At 68.0% G+C, this 21,699-nt stretch carries 13 protein-coding genes; 4 read left to right on the top strand and 9 right to left on the bottom strand.

The genetic code is table 11. From position 1 onward, the window contains the following. The first annotated feature begins 23 nt into the window (after nt 1-23). Nucleotides 24-2,648 carry a DUF2339 domain-containing protein gene (locus JJJ14_RS06095; RefSeq protein WP_201444978.1) on the top strand — a complete coding sequence of 875 codons (2,625 nt, stop codon included), beginning with the start codon at nt 24-26 and terminating at the stop codon, nt 2,646-2,648. A 44-nt stretch (nt 2,649-2,692) separates the two neighbouring features. Here the strand turns inward: JJJ14_RS06095 and uvrA are convergent, their stop codons facing one another. Then, nucleotides 2,693-5,539 carry an excinuclease ABC subunit UvrA gene (gene uvrA / locus JJJ14_RS06090; RefSeq protein ID WP_201444977.1) on the bottom strand — a complete coding sequence of 949 codons (2,847 nt, stop codon included), beginning with the start codon at nt 5,537-5,539 and terminating at the stop codon, nt 2,693-2,695. 139 nt (nt 5,540-5,678) lie between these two features. Here uvrA and JJJ14_RS06085 point away from each other — a divergent pair, with 139 nt between their 5' ends. Then, nucleotides 5,679-5,963 (top strand): YciI family protein, encoded by a 285-nt coding sequence (locus tag JJJ14_RS06085; protein ID WP_020991526.1) that lies wholly within the window; start codon nt 5,679-5,681, stop codon nt 5,961-5,963. Beyond that, nucleotides 5,933-6,580 (top strand): class I SAM-dependent methyltransferase, encoded by a 648-nt coding sequence (locus tag JJJ14_RS06080; RefSeq protein WP_201444976.1) that lies wholly within the window; start codon nt 5,933-5,935, stop codon nt 6,578-6,580. Before JJJ14_RS06085 ends, JJJ14_RS06080 begins: the two co-directional genes overlap by 31 nt. A 25-nt stretch (nt 6,581-6,605) precedes the next feature. Here JJJ14_RS06080 and JJJ14_RS06075 read toward each other — a convergent pair whose 3' ends face one another. From JJJ14_RS06075 to polA, 8 genes are all read right to left on the bottom strand, one after another. Continuing rightward, nucleotides 6,606-9,095: an HAD-IC family P-type ATPase gene (locus JJJ14_RS06075; RefSeq protein WP_201444975.1), complete on the bottom strand. Its 2,490-nt coding sequence runs from the start codon at nt 9,093-9,095 to the stop codon at nt 6,606-6,608. Between the two features lie 56 nt (nt 9,096-9,151). Next, the gene (locus JJJ14_RS06070) at nt 9,152-10,156 is read right to left on the bottom strand and encodes a TerC family protein (RefSeq protein WP_201444974.1); all 1,005 of its coding nucleotides are present in this window, start codon (nt 10,154-10,156) and stop codon (nt 9,152-9,154) included. 238 nt (nt 10,157-10,394) lie between these two features. Continuing rightward, on the bottom strand, nt 10,395-12,491 hold the full coding sequence (gene uvrB / locus JJJ14_RS06065; RefSeq protein ID WP_201444973.1) for an excinuclease ABC subunit UvrB: 2,097 nt from the start codon (nt 12,489-12,491) through the stop codon (nt 10,395-10,397). Between the two features lie 354 nt (nt 12,492-12,845). Then, the gene (locus JJJ14_RS06060; protein ID WP_201444972.1) at nt 12,846-13,589 is read right to left on the bottom strand and encodes a transcriptional initiation protein Tat; all 744 of its coding nucleotides are present in this window, start codon (nt 13,587-13,589) and stop codon (nt 12,846-12,848) included. Nucleotides 13,590-13,706: 117 nt separating this feature from the next. Continuing rightward, nucleotides 13,707-14,357, bottom strand: coding sequence for a dephospho-CoA kinase (gene coaE / locus JJJ14_RS06055; protein WP_233431523.1), 651 nt, complete (start codon nt 14,355-14,357; stop codon nt 13,707-13,709). 99 nt (nt 14,358-14,456) lie between these two features. Then, on the bottom strand, nt 14,457-16,202 hold the full coding sequence (locus JJJ14_RS06050) for a hypothetical protein (RefSeq protein ID WP_101558226.1): 1,746 nt from the start codon (nt 16,200-16,202) through the stop codon (nt 14,457-14,459). A 201-nt stretch (nt 16,203-16,403) separates the two neighbouring features. Next, nucleotides 16,404-17,858 carry a 30S ribosomal protein S1 gene (rpsA, locus tag JJJ14_RS06045; protein WP_201444971.1) on the bottom strand — a complete coding sequence of 485 codons (1,455 nt, stop codon included), beginning with the start codon at nt 17,856-17,858 and terminating at the stop codon, nt 16,404-16,406. A 311-nt stretch (nt 17,859-18,169) separates the two neighbouring features. Next, nucleotides 18,170-21,010 carry a DNA polymerase I gene (polA, locus tag JJJ14_RS06040; RefSeq protein WP_201444970.1) on the bottom strand — a complete coding sequence of 947 codons (2,841 nt, stop codon included), beginning with the start codon at nt 21,008-21,010 and terminating at the stop codon, nt 18,170-18,172. A 17-nt stretch (nt 21,011-21,027) separates the two neighbouring features. Here polA and JJJ14_RS06035 point away from each other — a divergent pair, with 17 nt between their 5' ends. Further along, nucleotides 21,028-21,666, top strand: a complete 639-nt coding sequence (locus JJJ14_RS06035) for a PaaI family thioesterase (protein WP_233431524.1) — start codon at nt 21,028-21,030, stop codon at nt 21,664-21,666. The last annotated feature ends 33 nt before the right edge of the window (nt 21,667-21,699 follow it).

Raw genomic sequence — 21,699 nt, 5'->3', positions numbered from 1 at the left:
ACCGAGTGACGAGGAGAACCGTCATGTCCATGCCGCCAACTGTCGGCCCAAATGTCGCCCTGGTCCTGCAGCGGCTGGACCTCATCGAGAGGAAGATCGACTGGCTCGCCGAGCGCGTCACCTGGCTGACCTACTCCTCCGCCGCCTCGACGCAGGAGAGCAGCGACTCCCCCGACACAGTGAGGAGCAGCAGCCCCTCCCGTCCGGAGACGACTCCGCCCTCGATCGCCCCTCAGACGAGGTCTGCCTCAGAGCACTCCTGGCAGCGTCTCAACGAGCCCCCCGCTCAGGCCCCGGTCAACGACCCCCTCCCGGAGGACAGGAACGTCCACCCTGCGAAGGCACCATCCGCTGACGCTCCCCGAGCCACTCAGACTGAGGTACCGCAGGCCCAGCACTACCAGCCCCCCGCCCCAGTGGAGCCCGCGCGATCCTTCGCAGCCCAGGCGGGCCCGACTCCGATGCAGTATGCCCCCGTAGCGGGCAACGCCCCTCATATTCAGGCGACTAATCAGGTGGGTCCGGCCGGCGCCGGTCAGGCACTCGGCGCTGAGGCCCAGGCGGTTCCAGGCTGGGCCCAGCGGGCGATGCGGGAGGGCAACCTCGGACGCTATCTGCTCTCCAGCGCCGCAGCAGTGCTCGTCCTGTCAGCCGGGGTCAGTCTGCTGGCTCTCGTCTGGGACTACATTCCCAACCCCGTCAAGATCCTGGGACTGGCACTCATCGCGGTCATCATGACAGCAGCCGGGGCTCGGCTGGGCCTCACCCATCCCCGGCACCGTGTCGCCGCCGCGACGATCACGGGAACCGGCGGGGGGCTCGGTTTCGTCGCCATCGTGGGGGCCGTTCTTCTCGGAGGGATGCTCCGCCCAGAACCAGCCCTGATCCTCATGGCCTGCTGGGGCCTCGTACTCCTGGCCGTGTCGCACATGACACGGGTGCTGTTCACCGCGGTCGTCTCCACCCTCGGCGCTCTGGTGACCATCGGGTTCGCAGTCAGCCATGTGTCACGCCAGCCACAGGCCGCGCTCGTCACATGGTTGATGATCGGTATCCATGTCACGGTGCTGGCGCTGACCTGCACCGCCCTGTCGCGCAACACCGGACGGATGAGGTCGGCCGCCTGGTATCCGGTGACATCGATGGTGGCGACGGCAACGGCCCTCATCGCCGCACCGATCCAGCCGATGCTGCGTGTTTCCACCGTCGGCGGTACCAGCATCACTCTCATCCTGTGCGCGCTGCTGGTGTCGCAGACGATGCACGCAAGCACGCGACTGTGGAGCATCGGTATCAAGACCTCGGGCTGGGACTGGGGCCTGACCGCGGCGGTGCTCATGGTGGGGTTCATCAACCTGCTGACGGGGCAGATGGCTCTCCACCTGTCGCACACCGTCGTCGTCATCACCTATCTCCTCGAGCTCCTCCTGCTGGCCGCGGCGGCGCTCGCGATACTCCCGGGCTACTGCCCCGCTGGTTGGCGCCGCGCCATGGCGATCGGGCACGAGGCCGCGTTCTTCCCCCTCGCGCTGGCCGGAATGGCGGCTGTGGGTGATCCTCGGGTCCATCTCTTCGTCATCGTGGCTGCGATGCTGTGCCTCCTTCCGGCCATCCTGAACGCACGAGTGGAGCCGGCCCCGATCCTGGCCCTGCTCGGAACGGTGCCGATCCTCGTGCCCCCGGGAGCTGGATACTCCCGCAGCGACTCCTGGTCGCTCATCATCTCCGTGGTGATCTCGGCGCTCATGGTGTGCGTGGCTGAAGGACTCGGTGACCGAGTGGCCCGCAGCTCACCGGCCCCGGCTCCGTATGCCGCGCCTTCACGCGTTCAGCCACGGGTGCAGGCGCTGCGGGTGGCTCTGGCGGCAGTCGCCTTCAACATGACCGTCCTCGTTCCGTTCCTGGGAACCGGCCTTGTGGAGAACAACCGGGGTGCTTGGGAGGCGCTGCGCATGGTTCCGGGCCTGGTGGCTATCGCTCTCATCGCACTGGGGACGGTCTCACCCGGTGCCACGCCACTGCGAGTGCTCAGTGGCCAGTGCCGAGGAGCCCGTTACCGGGTGGGGTCCCACGGCGAGGCCCTGCCCGACCCTTCAGGGAGGCAGACGGGAGCACCGGCACCATCCTGGATCGTCTCGGTGATGGCCGCCGTGCTGGCACTGGTGACGCTGTCGTGGGCTGATGCCGCGTCCTCAACGGCCTGGATGCTGCTACTGGTCGCCGTCGCCCTGGGGCTGGGAGCCAGCGCCACGTGGCTCCTGCTTCCCTGGCGGCGGCACGCCGAGGTGTGCCTGAGCCTTGCGATCGGAAACTCGTTGCTCATGTGGATCTCCGTGATGGTGGCCACCGACGTCGGCCCGGGCTCAGTCCTCATGTCGGTGCTGGTCCTGCTGACGGGCGGAGCCTGCATCGTCTTCGGCTTCAAGGCACGCCTGACGATCCTGCGCCACTACGGACTGACCCTGGTGCTCCTGTCCGTGCTCAAACTCGCCGTTGTGGACGTGGCCTCGCAGAACTCGATCATTCGAGTCATCTCACTGGCGGCCGCGGGCGTCGTCTGCTTCGTCCTCTCCCTGCTCTACAACCGCTTCGCGCAGGAGCAGCGTCGCGAGAGCAACCAGGCCCCCATGGGGCCCGGGAGCATCTGAGGGCGGTGGCCCGACGTCGAGCCTCGCCGGAGCGGGCGAGGGCGTCAGCCGCGGGCGGCCTCCAGCACTGGGGCCAGGAACTGACCGGTGTAGGAGGACTCGGTGGCCGCGACCTTCTCCGGCGTACCGGCCACGACGACGGTTCCCCCACCCTTGCCGCCCTCGGGTCCCATGTCGATGACCCAGTCGGCGTTGGCGATGACATCGAGGTTGTGCTCGATGACGACCACGGAGTTGCCCTTGTCGACCAGTCCCTGAAGCACCCCGAGCAGCTTGCGGATGTCCTCGAAGTGCAGTCCGGTGGTCGGTTCATCCAGGACGTAGATGGTTCGGCCGGTGGAGCGGCGCTGCAGCTCGGTGGCGAGCTTGACGCGCTGGGCCTCACCGCCGGAGAGTGTGGTGGCCGACTGCCCCAGGCGTACGTACCCCAGTCCCACCTCGACCAGGGTGTTGAGATGGCGGGAGATGACGGAGGAGGCGGAGAAGAAGTCGGCCGCCTGGTGGATGGTCATGTCCAGGACGTCGGCGACCGTCTTGTCCTTGTAACGGATCTCCAGGGTCTCCCGGTTGTAGCGGGCGCCGTGGCAGACCTCGCAGGGGACGTAGACGTCGGGCAGGAAGTTCATCTCGATCTTGAGCGTGCCGTCGCCCTTGCAGGACTCGCAGCGCCCGCCCTTGACGTTGAAGGAGAAGCGCCCGGGCCCGTATCCCCGGACCTTCGACTCGGGCACGGCCGCGAAGATCTTGCGGATGTGGTCCCATACCCCGGTGTAGGTGGCGGGGTTGGAGCGGGGGGTGCGTCCGATCGGTGACTGGTCGACGTGGACCACCTTGTCCAGGTGCTCCACTCCCCGCACCGTCTTGTGCCTGCCGGGCACACCGCGGGCACGGTTGAGCCGGTTGGCGAGCACCTGGTAGAGGATGGAGTTGACCAGGGAGGACTTCCCCGAGCCGGATACCCCCGTGACGGCGGTGAGCACACCGAGCGGGAAGGAGACGGTGACGTCCTTGAGGTTGTTCTCCCGGGCCCCGACGACGGTGACCTCACGGTTCTTGTCCCGCTTGCGCCGAGAGGATGGGATCTCGATCTGACGCCGCCTGGCCAGGTAGTCGCCGGTGATGGAACCCTCGGCTCCGGCCAGGCCCGCGACGTCACCGGAGTAGACGACCTCACCGCCCAGCTCGCCGGCTCCGGGCCCGATGTCAACGATCCAGTCGGCCGAGCGGATCGTGTCCTCGTCATGCTCGACGACGATGAGCGTGTTGCCCAGGTCCCGCAGCCGCTGGAGGGTCTCGATGAGTCGGGTGTTGTCGCGCTGGTGCAGACCGATACTGGGCTCGTCCAGGACGTAGAGAACGCCCACCAGGCCTGAGCCGATCTGGGTGGCCAGGCGAATGCGCTGAGCCTCGCCCCCGGAGAGCGTGGCCGCACCACGGGCCAGGCTGAGGTAGTCCAGACCCACGTCCACGAGAAAGCCGAGGCGCGCGTTGATCTCGGTCAGGACGCTGCCGGCGATCTGGGCGGCCTGGCCGGTGAGGTTGAGGTCGGCCAGGAAGTCTCGGGCCTCGTTGATCGGAAGGTCGCACAGCTGAGCGATGGACAGCTCGCCCACGCGCACGGCCAGCACCTCGGGCTTGAGCCGGGCCCCGTCGCAGACGGGGCAGGGGATCTCACGCATGTAGGCCTGGTAGCGCTCCCGGGACCAGTCGGACTCGGTCTCGTCGTGCTTGCGCATGACATAGTCAAGAACCCCCTCGAAGCCGGTGGAGTAGATACGCTCGCGCCCCCACCGGTTGCGGTAGGTGACCTTGACCTCGTAGTCCTTACCGCGCAGGATCGCCTCCCGAGCCCGCGCGGGCAGGGCTCGCCAGGGGGTGTCGACGTCGAAGGAGAGCTCCTTGCCCAGGGCCTCAAGCTGGCGGGTGAAGTACTTCTGGTGGCTCGACCAGGGGGCGACGGCTCCCTCAGCCAGGGTGAGCTCCTCGTCGGGGACGACGAGCTCGGGGTCCACCTCGAGCCGGGTGCCGATTCCGGTGCAGGCGGGGCAGGCGCCGTAGGGGGCGTTGAAGGAGAAGGTGCGCGGCTCCATCTCGTCCAGGGCCAGGGGGTGCTCGTTGGGGCAGGCGCGCTTCTCGGAGTAGCGCCGCTCCCGGTCGGGGTCGTCCTCGGGCAGGTCGACCTGCTCGATGATGACCAGCCCCTCCGCCAGCCCCAGCGCCGTCTCGACGGAGTCGGTGAGGCGCTGGCGGATGCCCTCGCGGACGACGAGCCGGTCGACGATGACCTCGATATCGTGCTTGAGGCGCTTGTTGAGGGTCGGGGGGTTGTCGAGGCGCTCGGCGGCGCCGTCGACGCGTACCCGGTTGAAGCCGCGTCCGCGCAGCTCGCCGAAGAGCTCGGAGTACTCGCCCTTGCGGCCCCGCACCACGGGGGCGAGAACCTGGAAGCGAGTGCCCTCGGGCAGGGCGCGGACCTGGTCGACGATCTGCTGCGGGGTCTGGGAGGAGATGACGGCGTCACAGACCGGGCAGTGCTGGACGCCGGCGCGCGCGTAGAGCAGACGCAGGTAGTCGTAGATCTCCGTCACGGTACCCACCGTGGACCGGGGGTTGCGCGAGGTGGACTTCTGGTCGATGGACACCGCCGGACTCAGGCCCTCGATGAGCTCGACGTCGGGCTTGTCCATCTGCCCAAGGAACTGACGGGCGTAGGAGGACAGGGACTCCACGTAGCGGCGCTGCCCCTCGGCGAAGATCGTGTCGAAGGCCAGGGAGGACTTGCCCGAGCCCGACAGTCCGGTGAAGACGATCATCGTGTCGCGCGGCAGGTCCAGGTCGACGCCCTTGAGATTGTGCTCGCGGGCCCCACGGATGATGAGAGAGTCGTTCACGGGATTCGAGTCTAAGGGGTGAGCGCACATCGCGTGCGTCGCACATGTGTTCGACACGTCTCATGGTCGGGACACCGGAAGAATGACCGTGCTCCCGAGTTCCCACCATGGTCGGGGGCGGCGCCCCTATGCTGAGGCCATGAGCAAGATCTACGCCGTCGAGTACCGCTACGTCACTGACAAGGACGAGGAGATGGCCGCTGTCCGCCCCTCGCACCGCGCTTTCAACGGCCGCCTGGCCGATGAGGGCCGGCTGCTGGCCGCCGGCCCCTATGTGGGCACCCACGACGCCCTCATCGTCGTGCGGGCCGAGGACGAGGCCGGCGCACTGGCCCTCCTCGAGGACGATCCCTTCCAGCAGGCCGGCTACATCGCCGAGCGCATCCCGCGCGAGTGGAACCCCGTCATCGGAGTCCTGGCCTGAGCCGGCAGAAGTCCGCGCCGACCGGCTCGCAGTTCGCCCGCCCCTCCTCCCTGACCGGGCGTCTGCTGCTGCGCGGCATGAACATCGGGCACGCCCGCCTGCACCGGTGGGGGCTGGAGGCGGCGGGAATCCACCCCTGTGACAAGGTGCTCGACGTCGGCTGCGGCGGAGGCCGGGCCATCGCCCGGATCCTTGCGCGGACTCGTCGTGAGGTAGCCGGTGTCGACCACTCCCCCGAGGCGGTTGGGACAACCCGCCGTCTCAACCGCTCCGCCATTGCCTCCGGCCGTCTTCGAGTCCTGGAGGGCTCGGTGGACCACCTGCCTTTCCGCGATGGATTCTTCAACGTGGCGACAGCCTTCGAGACCACCTACTTCTGGCCCGACCTGCGGGCAGGCCTCGTTGAGATACGCCGCGTCCTGAGTCCCGGGGGTCGGCTCGTGATTACCAACGAGCTCGCCGATCGGGAAGCGGCGGGGCGCTGGGCGGAGCATCTGGACATGAATGTGCCTGATGGCCGGAGCCTCGCCGCCCTGGCCCACGAGGCCGGCTTCCTCACGGTCGACATCAGCATCCACCCCCGGCACGGATGGCTTCGCCTCCTCGCCACAAGGTAGGAGCGGCGACGAGGCAGCAGGGCACTTAGCCGCGGCCGCGCACGATCCGGCGCCGCACCAGGTGGACCAGCTCGATGCCACCAACGGCCAGGCCCGCCATGAGTGCGATGACCCACCACACCCCGGGGGTGGGCCAGGCCAGCAGGAAGAAGGCGCGCACCGGTGGGGCGACGACGCCGAGAACCGCGATCGTCCCCATGAGAGCGACCAGCCCCAGCCGCCAGCTCGTCAATGGTCTGGCGGTGAGCGTGAGCAGCCACAACCCGCAGGTGATGAGGACCAGGGTCGTCGCCGTGGTCACCTGGGCGCGCGGGGCGTGGGTGAGCGTCAACCAGAGGTAGGTGGACAGCGTGACGGTGCCCGCCATGAGCCCGGCCGGAACGCACAGGCTGAGCACCCGCCCGAGGAAGCCCTCCCGGTAGCGCTGGTTGCTGGGGGCCAGGGCCAGGACGAAGGCGGGGATCCCGATCGTCAGTGAGGAGACGACCGTGAACTGGCGGGGCAGGAACGGGTAGGCGACCGCCATGGCCGACACGACGACGGCGATGAGCGAGGCGTAGATGGTCTTGGCCAGGAACAGGGAGGCGATGCGCTCGGTGTTCGCCATGACGCGGCGCCCCTGGGCCACGACCCCAGGAAGGGCCGAGAACTCTCCCTTGAGCAGCACCAGGCGCGCCACCGCCTTGGTGGCCGGCGCTCCGTTGCCCATGGCGATGCCGAGGTCGGCGTCCTTGAGCGCCAGGGCGTCGTTGACGCCGTCCCCGGTCATGGCGACGACGTGCCCTCGGGACTTCAGTGCCCGCACCAGTGCCCGTTTCTGCTCGGGCGTGACGCGTCCCAGGACACTGGCGCGCTCAACCGCATCGGCCAAGCGCTCCAGGTCCTCCTCCGTCTCCTGCCCGCTACCCGCTCCGGCAGGCAGGGTACGCGCGTCCAGGACGACGAGCTCGCCGCCGTCGGGCGCGGTGACTCCGGCCTGACGGGCGACCGCGGCCACCGTCTCGGGGCTGTCCCCGGAGATGACCTTGGCGTCGACCCCCTGCTGGCGGAAGTAGGCCAGGGTCTCCGCGGCGTCGGGGCGGATCTCCTCGGTGAGGATCACGATCCCTGCGGCCTCAAGGTCATCGGGAAGCCGCGGCTCCTCCTGCCCCTCGGCCAGCCTCCAGGGCGAGCGCGAGCGGGCCAGGGCCACGACGCGCATCCCCTGCGCGGCGATCTGACGGGCACGATCCAGCACTGACGCGTTGTGTCCGGCCAGGACGATCTCGGGGGCGCCGAGCACCCAGGTGGTGCCGAAGCTGTCGCGAACCGCGGACCACTTGCGGCGCGAGGAGAAGGGCACTGACTCCACACCGGCCCTGCTGCCGGCGCCGGCCGACGACAGCGCCTCTTGAAGTCCTTGTGCACCGAGCCACTCGGAATCAGCGAGCCCCTCCCTGATGGCGTCGGCGGTGGCGTTGGCCTCCCCCACCGTACTGAGAAGTGCGAGCGCCGAGAGCACCTCGGGGGGAGCCTCACCGCCGTCGGGCCCCTGGATCTCACCAAGGCGGATGCGTCCGGTGGTGATGGTGCCGGTCTTGTCCAGGCACAGGGTGTCGACCCGGGCCAGGACCTCGACGGCGGGCAGCTCCTGAACCAGGACGTTGCGCCTGGCCAGGGCCAGGGAGGCGGTGGCGAAGTTGACGGAGGTCAGGAGCACCAGGCCCTGGGGCACCATGCTGACCACGCCCGCGATGCCGGCGACGACCGCGTGACGCCAGGCGCCGCTGCTCCAGGCCTCGGCGACGCTTCCGCTCAACCGCAGCTGGGACCACACCAGGACCAGGGCCACGGGCACGATGACCCAGCTGATCCAGTGCAGCACACGGTTGGTCCCCGCCTGCAGCTCGCTGACGACGAGTGAGTACTTGCGGGCCTCCCGGGCCAGCCGGTGGGCGTAGGCGTCCCCGCCGACCGCCGTGGTGCGGAACAGCCCGGTCCCGGCCGTCACCGTGGTCCCGGACATGACCTTCGCTCCGCTCACGGGGCGCACCGGCCGGGACTCGCCGGTGAGGATCGACTCATCGATCTCCAGGCCGTCGCTGGTCAGAACCTCCCCGTCGGCCGGCACCTGCTGGCCGGCTGCGAGCCGTACGACGTCGTCGAGAACGACCTGGCCGACGGCCACCTCGGTCTCGGCCCCGTCCCTGACGACGATGGCGCGGGGGGTCTCCAGCACGGACAGACGGTCCAGGGCACGCTTGGCGCGGATCTCCGCCAGGGTTCCGGTGGCGGTGTTGAGCACAAGGACGAAACCGAACAGTGCATCCGCCCAGTGCCCCAGCGCCAGGACGAGCACCAGTGCGGCGCCAAGGATGCCGTTGAAGATCGTGAAGACATTGGCTCGCAGAATCTGCGCGGCGCTGCGGGAGGTCCGCTCGCGGTACTCGTTGGTCCGTCCGGTGCTGACGCGCTCGGCGACCTGGGCGGCGCTGAGCCCGCTGACCGAGGACTCAGGGGGATGCGTGGTGCTCACACGTCACACAGTAGTGAATCGGTCAAAGAGTGCCCCTCCTCCTGGGGGCCGAGACCTCAGGATGCCGCCTCCAAGCGCCGGGCATCTGCCCGCGACTTGAGGACCGAGGCGATGACCGTGACCAGGATGGTGCTGATGATGACGCTCAGGGACACTCCGATCGACGCCTCGGGGATGGCGTGCCACTCCTGGCCCCCGTTGATGAAGGGGACCTCATTGGTGTGCAGGGCGTGAACGATGAGTTTGAAGCCGATGAAGCCGAGGATGACCGCCAGGCCGTAGTGGAGGTAGACGAGTCGGTCGAGCAGCCCGTCAATGAGGAAGTAGAGCTGGCGCAGGCCCAGTAGGGAGAAGGCGTTCGCGGAGAAGACCAGGAAGGGCTCGCTGGTCAGGGAGTAGATCGCGGGGATGGAGTCGACGGCGAACATGACATCGGCGGTACCGATGGCAATGATGCACAGCATCATGGGAGTAATCATGGTGCGCCCGGCGTGGCGGTGAATGACCTTGCCGCCCACGAAGCCGTCGGTCATGGGGATGACGCGGGCGACGAACTTGACGAAGCCGCTGGGCCTGTACTCCTCGTCATCGTCGTCGGGCTCCTGGACGCCCTCCCGGGCCTGGGAGAAGGCGGTCCACAGGAGCCAGGCCCCGAAGAAGTAGAACACCCAGGAGAAGTTCTCGATGAGCGCGGCACCGGCGAGGATGAAGATGAGCCGGAGAACAAGGGCGATGACGATGCCGGCGAGCAGTACCTCCTGCTGGTACTTCCGGGGCACCTTGAAGGAGGACATCATGATGACGAAGACGAAGAGGTTGTCGATGCTCAGCGCCTTCTCGGTGATGTAGCCGGCCAGGTACTCCTGGGCGAAGCCCCCGCCCCACACGAACCAGACGATGCCGCCGAAGACCAGGGCCATGCCGATATAGGCCACTGACCAGACGGCGGCCTCCTTCATGGTGGGCTCGTGGGGGGTGCGCACGTGACCGACGATGTCGATCACGATGAGGGTCAGGATGATGGCCGCCAGGCCGATCCACCCCAGGATGTGGACGTCCACGTGTTCTCCTCCGGTACGGAACTGGTACCGGAGGTCTCCTCCCGCCACGTGCACAGGTGCTCAAGGCATGTACCGCTCTGGCCGCGACGCCGGGAACGCAGGACTGATGGGTGCCCGCACCGCCGTGATGACGACGTCGCCGTTGGTTGGGAGTACTCCCCTCCGTGTATAACGCCTGAGAGTCTAACGGGACGCTTCCTCTCGACGTAGCCGCGTCGAGTCACTCATGGCTGTGAGATCAGTCGGCGGCCCGCATGGCGCGCAGCTCCTTCTTGAGGTCCTGGATCTCGTCGCGCAGCCGGGCGGCGAGCTCGAAGTGGAGGTCCTCGGCGGCGGCGTGCATCTGCTGGGTGAGCTCGTTGATGAGCTCGGCGAGGTCGCCCTGTGCCGCGCCGGCGAGCTTCTCGCGCACCGTGGCCTCGGCGGCGTGCTTGCGCCGGGCCCGCACCGAGGAGTCCTCGTGGCCCCGGTAGCCGCCGGCCAGGAGATCGGCGGTGTCGACGTCCTCGCGGGCGAGCATGTCGGTGACGTCGGCGATCTTCTTGCGCAACGGTTGCGGGTCGATGCCGTGCTCGGCGTTGTAGGCCAGCTGCTTGGTGCGGCGGCGCTCAGTCTCCTCGATGGCCTCAGCCATGGCCGGAGTGATGGTGTCGGCGTACATGTGGACCTCGCCGGAGACGTTGCGGGCGGCACGTCCGATGGTCTGCACCAGGGAGCGGGTCGAGCGCAGGAAGCCCTCCTTGTCCGCGTCCAGGATGGACACGAGCGAGACCTCCGGCAGGTCCAGGCCCTCACGCAGCAGGTTGATGCCCACCAGGACGTCGAAGCGCCCCAACCGCAGCTCGCGCAGGAGCTCGACGCGCCGCAGCGTGTCGACGTCGGAGTGGAGGTACTCCACGCGCACGCCCCTCTCGGCGAGGTAGGTGGTCAGGTCCTCGGCCATGCGCTTGGTCAGGGTGGTCACCAGGATCCGCTCCTGGCGCTCCACACGGGCGCGTACCTCCTCGAGCAGGTCGTCGATCTGTCCCTGCGTGGGCTTGACGACGACCTTGGGGTCCACCAGTCCCGTGGGCCGGATGATCTGCTCGACGACGCCGTCGGAGCGCTGGGTCTCGTAGTCACCCGGGGTGGCCGACAGGTAGACGGTCTGACCGATGCGGTCCTCGAACTCGGCGAAGGTCAGGGGGCGGTTGTCCAGTGCGGAGGGCAGACGGAATCCGTGCTCGACCAGGGTGCGCTTGCGGGAGGCGTCCCCCTCGTGCATGGCGCCGATCTGGGGAACGGTCACGTGGGACTCATCGATGACGAGGAGGAAGTCCTCGGGGAAGTAGTCCAGGAGGGTGTTGGGCGGGGTGCCGGTCTCGCGCCCGTCGATGTGCAGCGAGTAGTTCTCGATCCCCGAGCACATGCCGATCTGCTGAAGCATCTCCAGGTCGTAGGTGGTGCGCATGCGCAGGCGCTGGGCCTCCAGGAGACGGCCGTCGTGCTCGAGCTGGGCCAGACGCTCGGCGAGCTCGGCCTCAATACCCTCAATGGCCTTCTGCATGCGTTCGGGGCCGGCCACGTAGTGGGAGGCGGGGAAGACGAAGACCTGCTCGACAGTGTCGATGACGTCCCCGGTCACGGGGTGCAGCGTGGCCAGGGCCTCGATCTCGTCCCCGAAGAACTCGATGCGGATGGCGAGCTCCTCGTACATCGGGATGATCTCCACCGTGTCGCCACGCACGCGGAAGGTGCCCCGGGTGAAGTCGATGTCGTTGCGGGTGTACTGCATCGTCACGAAGCGCCGCAGAAGATCGTCCCGGTCGATCTGCTGGCCCACTTCCAGGGGCGTCATCCGGTCCACGTACTCCTGGGGGGTGCCCAGGCCGTAGATGCAGGAGACCGAGGAGACCACGACGACGTCCCGGCGGGTGAGCAGGGAGTTGGTGGCGCTGTGGCGCAGGCGCTCGACCTCGTCATTGATGGAGGAGTCCTTCTCGATGAAGGTGTCCGTCTGCGGGACGTAGGCCTCGGGCTGGTAGTAGTCGTAGTAGGAGACGAAGTACTCCACCGCGTTGTTCGGCAGCAGCTCGCGGAACTCGGCGGCCATCTGGGCGGCCAGGGTCTTGTTCGGCTCCAGGATGAGGGTGGGGCGCTGGACCTGCTCGACGAGCCAGGCGGTCGTCGCGGACTTGCCGGTTCCCGTGGCGCCAAGCAGGACGATGTCCTTCTCCCCCGCCCGCAGACGCTCAGTCAGCTCGGCGATCGCCGTGGGCTGGTCCCCGCTGGGCGAGTAAGGGCTGATGACCTCAAAGGGCTTGGCTGCGCGCTGGAGCTCGGTGACGGGACGCATGCCCTCAGGCTACGCGGTCCGACCGACACCATGGACACCTCAGACCGCGCAGTCACCTCCTTCACCATCCTGCGATCCGGCCGTCACCACACAGATACGTCTTTGTATCCAGGAAGGGACCTTTCAATCGAGTTCACCTATTACGGTGGTTCTCGCAGGACGCCGGGTCGTCCCGTTCCACGTTCATGTGGATGCTCATGAGGCCCGCCCCTGCGCCCTGTCTTCATCCCCTGAGTCCAAGGATCCCTCATGGCCTTCATCGTCGCCGTCTCCGCCACCATCGTCGGAGCCCTCGGCCCCGCCCGCACCACCTCTCGACGCAACAGCTGCTCGGGCTGAACCTGCCTTCCGGCCCTACGTCTCGGTTCCGCCCCACTCGACGGCGGTGAACCCGGTCCGGGTCGGCCCAGGCTCCAGTTCCTGCTCCGGAACCGCTGTCTGCGGGACATCCCCGACGACGATGTAGACCCTGATGAAGGTATCCGGGACAATCCCGGCACCTGAGGAGGGGTCCGTCAAGCGGTAGACGGCCTGGCGCGCGAACTCCTCAGAGGCGAAGGTGACCAGGGCCCTGCCCCGCTCGGCGATCCGAGGCCCCCAGAAGGTGATGAACTCGGCCGCCTCGCGGTCACTGAGTCCCAGCATGGAGAGCTTGTCCTCCAGGAAGCCGGTGGCCGCATCCGCCTCGACGACGAAGCCCTCGTTCTGAACGAGGGTGGCCGCCCCCTCCCCCTCCCAAAACAATGACGGGTAGTGCCGCCCCGCGGCGTCGGTCAAATCCCCGTCGGGTGCTGCCGTCACGTGCCACGTGACGCTGCCGTCCGCCTGCGTCTGCGGCGTCGGATAGGTGTAGGTCAGTGTCCCCTCATAGTCCAGGGACACCGACAGGTCCATCGTCCTTGTGGGATAGAGGTACAGGACCGGTTTCTTGGCTACGTCCCGTTGTAACTCTGGGCTCGACTCGGGGCTCGGTTCCTCAGTCGGCTCCCGGTTCTGCTGCTGGATGGCGGCGCAGCCCGCGAGCATCCCACCCGCAGCAAGGCTGCCGAGCAGCAGGAGGTGCCGACGAGCAGGGGTCTCCATCCGTGAAGGCGGCATGACGGTTCCTTTCGTAGGACTGATGCGTCCGGCCTGACGGAGTCCGGGGCACCATGGCTCCTCGTCCCACTGTAGGAGTGGGCGCGGTGTCCGCCGATGGGAAGGTCTCCCCTGCCGTCAGACGATGGCTCCTGGCTCCAGGATCCGGGTGCTCCAGAGCCTGTCGACCTCGGCGTTCAGGTCCTCCAGCGCCCCGGAGTTGGACACGACGACGTCGGCGACGGCTCGGCGTTCCTCGTCGGTGGCCTGCACAGCGATACGAGCCAGCGCCTCGTCACGGGTCATCCCCCGCGCAGCGAGCCGCTCCAGACGCACCTCGAGCTGGGCCTCGACGACGATGACGAGATCGAACAGGTCCTGCATCTGTCCTTCGACGAGGAGAGGAACATCGTAGACCGCCACCTGCCCGGCCGGAACCGTATCCATCCGAGCCCACGCCTCTGCTGCGATCAGGGGCAGGAGGAGCTCCTCCAGGCGGGCACGGCGCAGGTCATCGGAGAAGACCAGGCGCCCCAGGGCACTGCGGTCCAGGGAGCCGTCCGGGGCTAAAATCCCTTCCCCGAACTCGGCCACCACTGCCGCAAGACCGTCACTGCCCGGGCTGACGACGTCGCGAGCGACCTCATCAGCGCTGGTCACGACCGCGCCGCGTTCCTCGAGCAGGCAGGCCACCGTTGACTTGCCTGAGCCGATGCCACCGGTGAGCCCCACGCGCAGGGCTCGGTCCTTCGGACGACGAGTGGAATGGGGTACAGGTGTGTGGCGCATGGTCCCATCATGCCGTGACCTGCCCGGGCCGGGCCAGCGCGTGGTGAGACAGGCGAGACAGGTGGCCACCGGGCGCAGCCTCGCCTTGTCAGTGCCAGATCACTTACCCCCTGCGGCCGCCTGGCCGTCAGTTGTGATCGTGGTGGTCGAACCGGGTCGCCTTCTTCCTCCCCGGCCCCGCCCGTAGGGCGCGACGCGCTCCTCGACCCGGGCCAGCGACTCCACCGCGCCCTGCGGGGGACTCACGCACCGGGAGGCCTGCTCCGAGGCCCGCGAGATGATCTCGCGGATGATCGGTGCGCGAGAGTGGTCCTCCTCCACCCCGTCGACCAGGACCTCCGCCAGGGCTGAGAGGACCTGCACGGCGACCAGAGGGTCGCCGACGGCGTCGACGAGTATCCCGCAGCGCTCTCCTGGCCGGTTCATCGGCCAGGACTCCATCGCGTCACGGCACTGGTGCCATGCCCGGCCGCTGGAGGCGCGGTCCCCGCGGGCCTGAGCGGCGTGCGAGGCCAGAGCCAGGGCGGCGCAGGCCGTTTCCGTCCACCCCTGGCTCAGGCTCAGCTCCGCGGTGTCGAGATGCTCCTTCTCCGCGCGCTCATTGGCGCCAAGTGCCGCCAGCAGCCGGCCGAAGGCCAGGCGGAGGTCGACGACCAGCTCCAAGGTGGAGTCGTCCACCACCTCCGACAGTGAGGCGCTGACCGTCTCCGCGACCGACATGGCGCGCTGTCGCACTGACTCCATGCCATAACCACGAGACAGCGTGAGCAGCTCGCGGACCTCCTTGAGCAGCGCTCCCTGGTTACGCAACCGGGCACGATCTGCCGGTACGGCGCTCGTCACCGTCCCGTAGGACCGGCTGGCCAGACCTGCGGCCTCAGCGGCCATCCTCATCTCGACCCGGTACGACACGCCGTTGTTGCCGTTGCGGACGTCGAAGCGATGAGCGACGCCGCGCACGAAGCCGGTCATGACGTCATAGGCGCGGCCGACGGTGTCCCAGGCCGTGAGCTCCAGGTTCCCCCACGGCGTTGTCCAGCTCAGCGAGGCGCCCAGGGCGTGCTTTCCGTAGTCCGCCCGGTTGGCCGCCCTCATGACGAGGGCCAGTCCGACAGCGGTGTTCATCAGTTGCCAGGCCGAGGCCTCAGAGACGGCCTTCATAGGGCTGTGACGGATGAGTGCGATGGCCCGTTGCCACTGGGAGGACAGTCCCAGGTACTCGAGCCTGTCCGCCAGGCTCTGGAGTGACACGGCATCTGGAAGGTGGAGCAGGCTCAAGGAGGCGAAGGCGTCCTCGGCCTCGACGATGCGTTGGTGGGCCAGGTAGGGAACCAGCACCGCGCCCAGCCCCCGTGCGCTCTCCACGGGATCGGCCTCGGCGCGTTTGGGTGTGGCCGTGGTTGTGCTGATGACGCCGGAGTAGTCATCGTGCATGCGGGCGGTGGCCAGCACGGCTCCGGTGTCGGTCTTGCCGAAGGAGAAGAGTCTGGCCTCACGGAGTTGCTCGAGGGCCTCGTCCCTGAGGCCGAGGACGGCGGAGAGCTCCACCTGGGCGTAACGCAGCGGGAGCGTCGAACGGCCGTGAGCCGCCCGAATCCCCTGGCAGAAAGCGGTCGCCTGCTCAAGGCTCGTTCTGCTCGTGTCCGGGTCCTGGCCCAGCTGAACCAGCCACACCCGGTCGACGGCGCAGACCGCCTCCACCACCTGGTCGGGCGCGCTCCCCGCATCCGCCCCCTCGACGTCGTCGGCGGCAACCGCCTTCCACAGGGCCGCTGCAGCGACGCGGCTGGGGCAGATGGCGTCGACATCCTCCAGAGCACGGGCAATGGCGCCCCAATAGCTCATATCGTCTCCAACGGTCGTCACGTTCTGGTTCCGGCTTCTAGGAAGCAGGGAGCACGGGGCCCGACCACAGCCTCGCACAGGCACGTCACCTGAGCGATGGGGAGAAGGCACCGAACGTCTGAGGGTCTCTGCCTGCGGAGCAGGCAGAGACCCTCAGATGATGTCAGAGATCAGTCCTGACCACTGAAAAGGTGCGGATGCTCAGTTACCGGTGAGCTTCTCGCGCAGAGCGGCCAGGGCCTCATCGGAGGCCAGCGTGCCGGAGGCCTCCGACGGCGCCGAGGAGTACGAGGTGCCGCCGGCGGGGGCTGCCGGAGCACCGGACTCCTGCTCCTCCTCCAGAGCCTTGGTGACCTGGGCCTTGTGGGCCTCCCAGCGGGCGTGAGCAGCCGCGTACTCGGCCTCCCACGCCTCGCGCTGGGCGTCGTAGCCCTCGAGCCACTCGTTGGTCTCCGGGTCGAAGCCCTCGGGGTACTTGTAGTTGCCCTGCTCGTCGTACTCGGCCGCCATCCCGTAGAGGCTGGGGTCGAAGTCCTCGGAGGCGGGGTCGACACCCTCGTTGGCCTGCTTCAGCGACAGGGAGATGCGACGGCGCTCCAGGTCGATGTCGATGACCTTGACGAAGACCTCGTCGCCGACCTTGGCCACCTGCTCGGGGACCTCGACGTGACGCTGCGCCAGCTCGGAGATGTGGACCAGGCCCTCGATGCCGTCCTCGACACGCACGAAGGCGCCGAAGGGGACGAGCTTGGTGACCTTGCCGGGAACGACCTGGCCGATGGCGTGGGTCCGGGCGAAGGCCTGCCACGGGTCCTCCTGGGTCGCCTTGAGCGACAGGGAGACGCGCTCGCGGTCGAAGTCGACGTCCAGGACCTCGACCGTGACCTCGTTGCCGACCTCGACGACCTCGGAGGGGTGGTCGATGTGCTTCCAGGACAGCTCGGAGACGTGAACCAGACCGTCGACACCACCCAGGTCCACGAAGGCACCGAAGTTGACGATGGAGGACACGACACCGGAGCGGACCTGCCCCTTCTGCAGGGTCTGCAGGAAGTTGGTGCGGACCTCGGACTGAGTCTGCTCGAGCCAGGCGCGACGGGAGAGGACCACGTTGTTGCGGTTCTTGTCCAGCTCAATGATCTTCGCCTCGAGCTCGCGGCCCACGTAGGGCTGGAGGTCGCGAACGCGACGCATCTCCACCAGGGAGGCGGGCAGGAAGCCGCGCAGGCCGATGTCCAGGATGAGACCGCCCTTGACGACCTCGATGACGGAGCCGGTGACGACGCCGTCCTCCTCCTTGATGCGCTCGATGGTGCCCCAGGCGCGCTCGTACTGCGCGCGCTTCTTGCTCAGGAGCAGACGCCCTTCCTTGTCCTCCTTCTGCAGGACGAGGGCTTCGATCTCGTCGCCGACGGAGACGATCTCGTCGGGGTCGACGTCGTGCTTGATGGACAGCTCGCGAGCGAGGATGACGCCTTCGGTCTTGTAGCCGATGTCGAGGAGGACCTCATCACGGTCGACCTTGACGACAGTGCCCTCGACGATATCGCCGTCATCGAAGTACTTGATGGTCTCGTCAACGGCGGCGAGGATCTCCTCGGTCGAACCGATGTCGTTGACGGCGACCGGGGCGGGGCTGGGCGTAGTGGTTGTCATTGAGTGGATGCTCCGAATGCGGATAGTTGGATCGGGTTGATAGGGACCGCGTGCTCCCCAGCGACGCGAATCGGCCCGGACCAATTCATCGACCTGGTTGGATCAGTCTCATAGGAGACGCCCAGGAGCGCACGAATGAACCTTAGCAGTACGTGACGAATCCGTAACTAGACGATGCTCAAGCATTATCCCGTGCATGCGTGCAATCGCTCACGTCGTCTGACGACTTGATGTCAAAAGGATGACGTGACGATCTCATTCGTATATCACCGGCTTCTTCGGCCGATGAGCGGAGGTCCCGGAAGGGCTCTTTAGTGGGCGGCCTCACGCCAGGTACGCCCTCGTCCGACGGCGACGTCCAGGGGGACCGAGAGCTCTGCTGCCCCACCCATCTGCTCCTTGAGGAGGCTCTCAACAGCCTCGGCCTCTCCGGGCGCGACCTCGATGAGGAGCTCGTCGTGGATCTGCAGAAGAATGCGGCTCGTCAGGGCCTGCTCGCGCAGCGCGCTGTCGACATCGATCATGGCCTTCTTGACGATATCGGCGGCGCTGCCCTGAATGGGGGCGTTGAGGGCGGCCCGCTCAGCCATCTCACGGCGCTGCCGGTTGTCGCTGGTCAGATCGGGCAGGTAGCGGCGCCGTCCGAACATCGTCTCGGTGTATCCGTCTCGGCGCGCCTGCTCCACCACGGACTCCAGGTAGTCGTGGACCTTTCCGAACCTGGCGAAGTAGGCGTTCCTCAGATCCGCTGCCTCAGCGTTGTCGATACCGAGCTGACGGGCCAGCCCGAAGGTCGACAGGCCGTAGGCCAGTCCATAGCTCATGGCCTTGACGTGGCTGCGCTGCTGGGCGGTCACGTCCTCGACCTCGATGCCGTGGACCAGGGCGGCGACGTAGCGGTGCAGGTCCTCCCCGCTGCGGAAGGCCTCGATCAGCGCTTGGTCCGCGGACAGGTGCGCCATGATGCGCATCTCGATCTGGGAGTAGTCGGCGGTCATGAGGCACTCGTAACCCTCGCCGACGGTGAATGCCTCGCGGATGCGCATCCCCTCCTCGTGACGTGCCGGGATGTTCTGCAGGTTGGGGTCGGTGGAGGACAGGCGCCCCGTGGCGGCGATGGTCTGCTGGAAGGTGGTGTGGATGCGCCCGTCGGCCTGGATCGCCTTGCGCAGTCCCTCAACCGTCTGCCGCAGCTTGATGGCGTCGCGGTGCTCAAGAAGGTGCTCCAGGAAGGGGTGCGAGGTCTTGGCATACAGCCCGGCCAAGGCGTCGGCGTCCGTGGTGTAGCCGGTCTTGGTCTTGCGGGTCTTGGGCATCTTCAGCTCGTCGAACAGGACGGCCTGGAGCTGCTTGGGGCTGGAGAGGTTGAGCTCTCGCCCGGCGGCGGCGTAGGCGCCCTCGGCGGCGTGAGTCACGCGGGCGTCGAGCTCGGTCTGGCGGGCTTGGAGCACGGCGTCATCGACGGCGATGCCGGCGTCCTCCATGACGGTCAGGGTCGCGGCCACGGGCATCTCCAGGTCGGTGAAGAGCCCCAAGGCATCACGAGCCGCCATCTGCTCATCGAGCACGGCCTGAAGCGGGAGCAGGGCGGCGGCCCGGCGCGCACTGGCCAGGTGGGAGGGGGCAACGGCCTCCTGAGAGGTGAGGGCCTCGAGGTCGAATGCGCTCTGAGACTCACCGGAGCCGCCGTCACCCCCGGCACCGCCCTCGTTGACTGCGGCCAGATCGATGCCGAGCCAACGCTGGGTGAGAGTCTCGACGTCATAGCTGCGCTGTTCGGGACGGCACAGGTATCCGGCCAGGGAGGGGTCTGCGACAACGCCGTCGAGCCTGAGTCCCCGGGCGCTCAGCGCGTGCCAGCTCCCCTTGGCGTCGGCGACGAGCTTGGGACGCTCCACGTCGGCCAGGAGCTGAGCCAGGACGGCTTCGTCCTCGGGCAGGATCTCGGTCAGGTCGATGGCGACCGCCCGAGAGCCGTCGGACAGTGACACGAGCGCGGCATCGCCCTCGACGGGTCTGAGGGCGCCGACGACATCCACACCCAGGAGGCGGGTGCCGTTTTCGTCATCCGCCGGCAGGCTGGTCTTCAACCATTCAGCCAGCTGCCCCGCGGCTAGATCGTGTCCCAGCGAAACGATCTCCAGATCGCTCAGCGCGTTCAGTGCGCCGGCTTCGTCTGCCTCACTCGGCTCGGCGTGGTCGGAGGTGTCGGTGAAGCTCAGGATGCGCAGCGCCCGCTGGTGCAGGGTGCGGAACTCCAGGGTCTCGAACACGCGCGCCAGGCCGGCGCGGTCGGCACCCGTGAGGCGCAGGTCGGTGCGGGGTTCGATTCCGAGGTCCAGGTCGGTGAGCAGGCGGTTGAGGCGGCGGTTGCGCACGACGTCGTCGAGGTGATCGCGCAGCGACTGTCCGGCCTTGCCCTTGATCTGGTCCGCGTGAGCGATGACTCCGTCGAGCCCGTCATAGAGGTTGAGCCACTTGGCGGCGGTCTTGGGGCCCACCCCCGGAACCCCGGGCAGGTTGTCACTGGTCTCGCCGACCAGGGCGGCCAGGTGCGGGTAGCGCTCGGGCGTCACCCCGTAGCGCTCCTCCACCTCCTGAGGCGTCATGCGGCGCAATGTCGACACGCCCTTGACCGGGTAGAGCACGGTGCACCGCTCGGTGACCGTCTGGAAGGAGTCGCGGTCCCCCGAGCAGATGAGAACCTCCATGCCCTCGGCCTGGGCGGAAGCCGCCAGGGTGGCCAGGATGTCGTCGGCCTCGTAGCCCGGAGCGGTGAGCGCTGTGACGCCCATGGCCTCCAGGACCTCCTGGATGAGCTCGACCTGCCCGAGGAAGGGCTGCGGTGTCTCATCGCGGGTTCCCTTGTACTCGGCGTACTCCTCGGTGCGGAAGGTGCCTCCCGGCAGGTCGAAGGCGACGGCCACGTGGGTGGGCCGCTCGCTGTCCAGCAGCGACAGGAACATGGAGACGAAGCCGTGGACGGCGTTGGTGGACTGACCGGTCGACGTGGTGAAGTTGTCGACGGGCAGGGCGTAGAAGGCACGGAAGGCCATTGAGTGTCCGTCGATGAGAAGAAGCCGCTCGGGAACCGGGTCCGAGGGGGACTGAGGTGTTGGACTCGTCGCAGGGCTGGTCGCGGTGGTGCTCACCGTGCCAGCCTAGGCCCATGAGCCATCCACAGTCCGACTCGCCCGTCTCCCCCATCAGCGTAGGGGACTCCAGTGACTCTCAGGCCTCTCCTGTCTCCGCCGACTCCCCCAGCTCGCCGGCGGTCGTCGGGCCGCTGGGCCCCGTGGGCCGCGTCACTGCGGCCTCCTACTCCGGAGCGAGCGCATCAGCCGTGGCCTTCCCGGACCCTGACAGGCGCCCATTCCCGGATCCGCGTCCCGCGGGCTCTGCCGTCTCCGCTTCCTCGGCACTGCATGCGGTGCTGGAGGACAGTGAAGAGGGCACGCTCATGGAGACCCTCGGGATGGAGGTGGTGACTCGCGACGCTCATCGGACCGAGGTCCGGATGCCGGTCGACGGGGCCCGACAGGTCGTCGGGATCCTGCACGGCGGTGCCACCGCCGCGCTCATCGAGACGGCTGCCTCCGTGGCCGCACGCGCGGGCGCGCCCGACGACGCCGTCCCGGTCGGGGCGGAGCTGACGGTCAGCCACCTGCGTTCCGTGTCCCAGGGCTGGGTGAAGGCGACCGCCACTCCCCTGCACCGCGGCCGTCGTACCGTGGTCTACCAGGTAACGGTCACTGACGACGATGAGCGCACCATCGCCGTCGGGACACTGCGCAGCCTGTTCACCTGAGGCGCTGCGCCGCACTGGGCTATCAGTGGGTGC

The sequence above is a fragment of the Actinomyces sp. HMT 175 genome (genome assembly GCF_016694895.1).
Taxonomy (GTDB): domain Bacteria; phylum Actinomycetota; class Actinomycetes; order Actinomycetales; family Actinomycetaceae; genus Actinomyces; species Actinomyces oris.
This window is presented reverse-complemented; position numbering and strand designations above follow the sequence as displayed.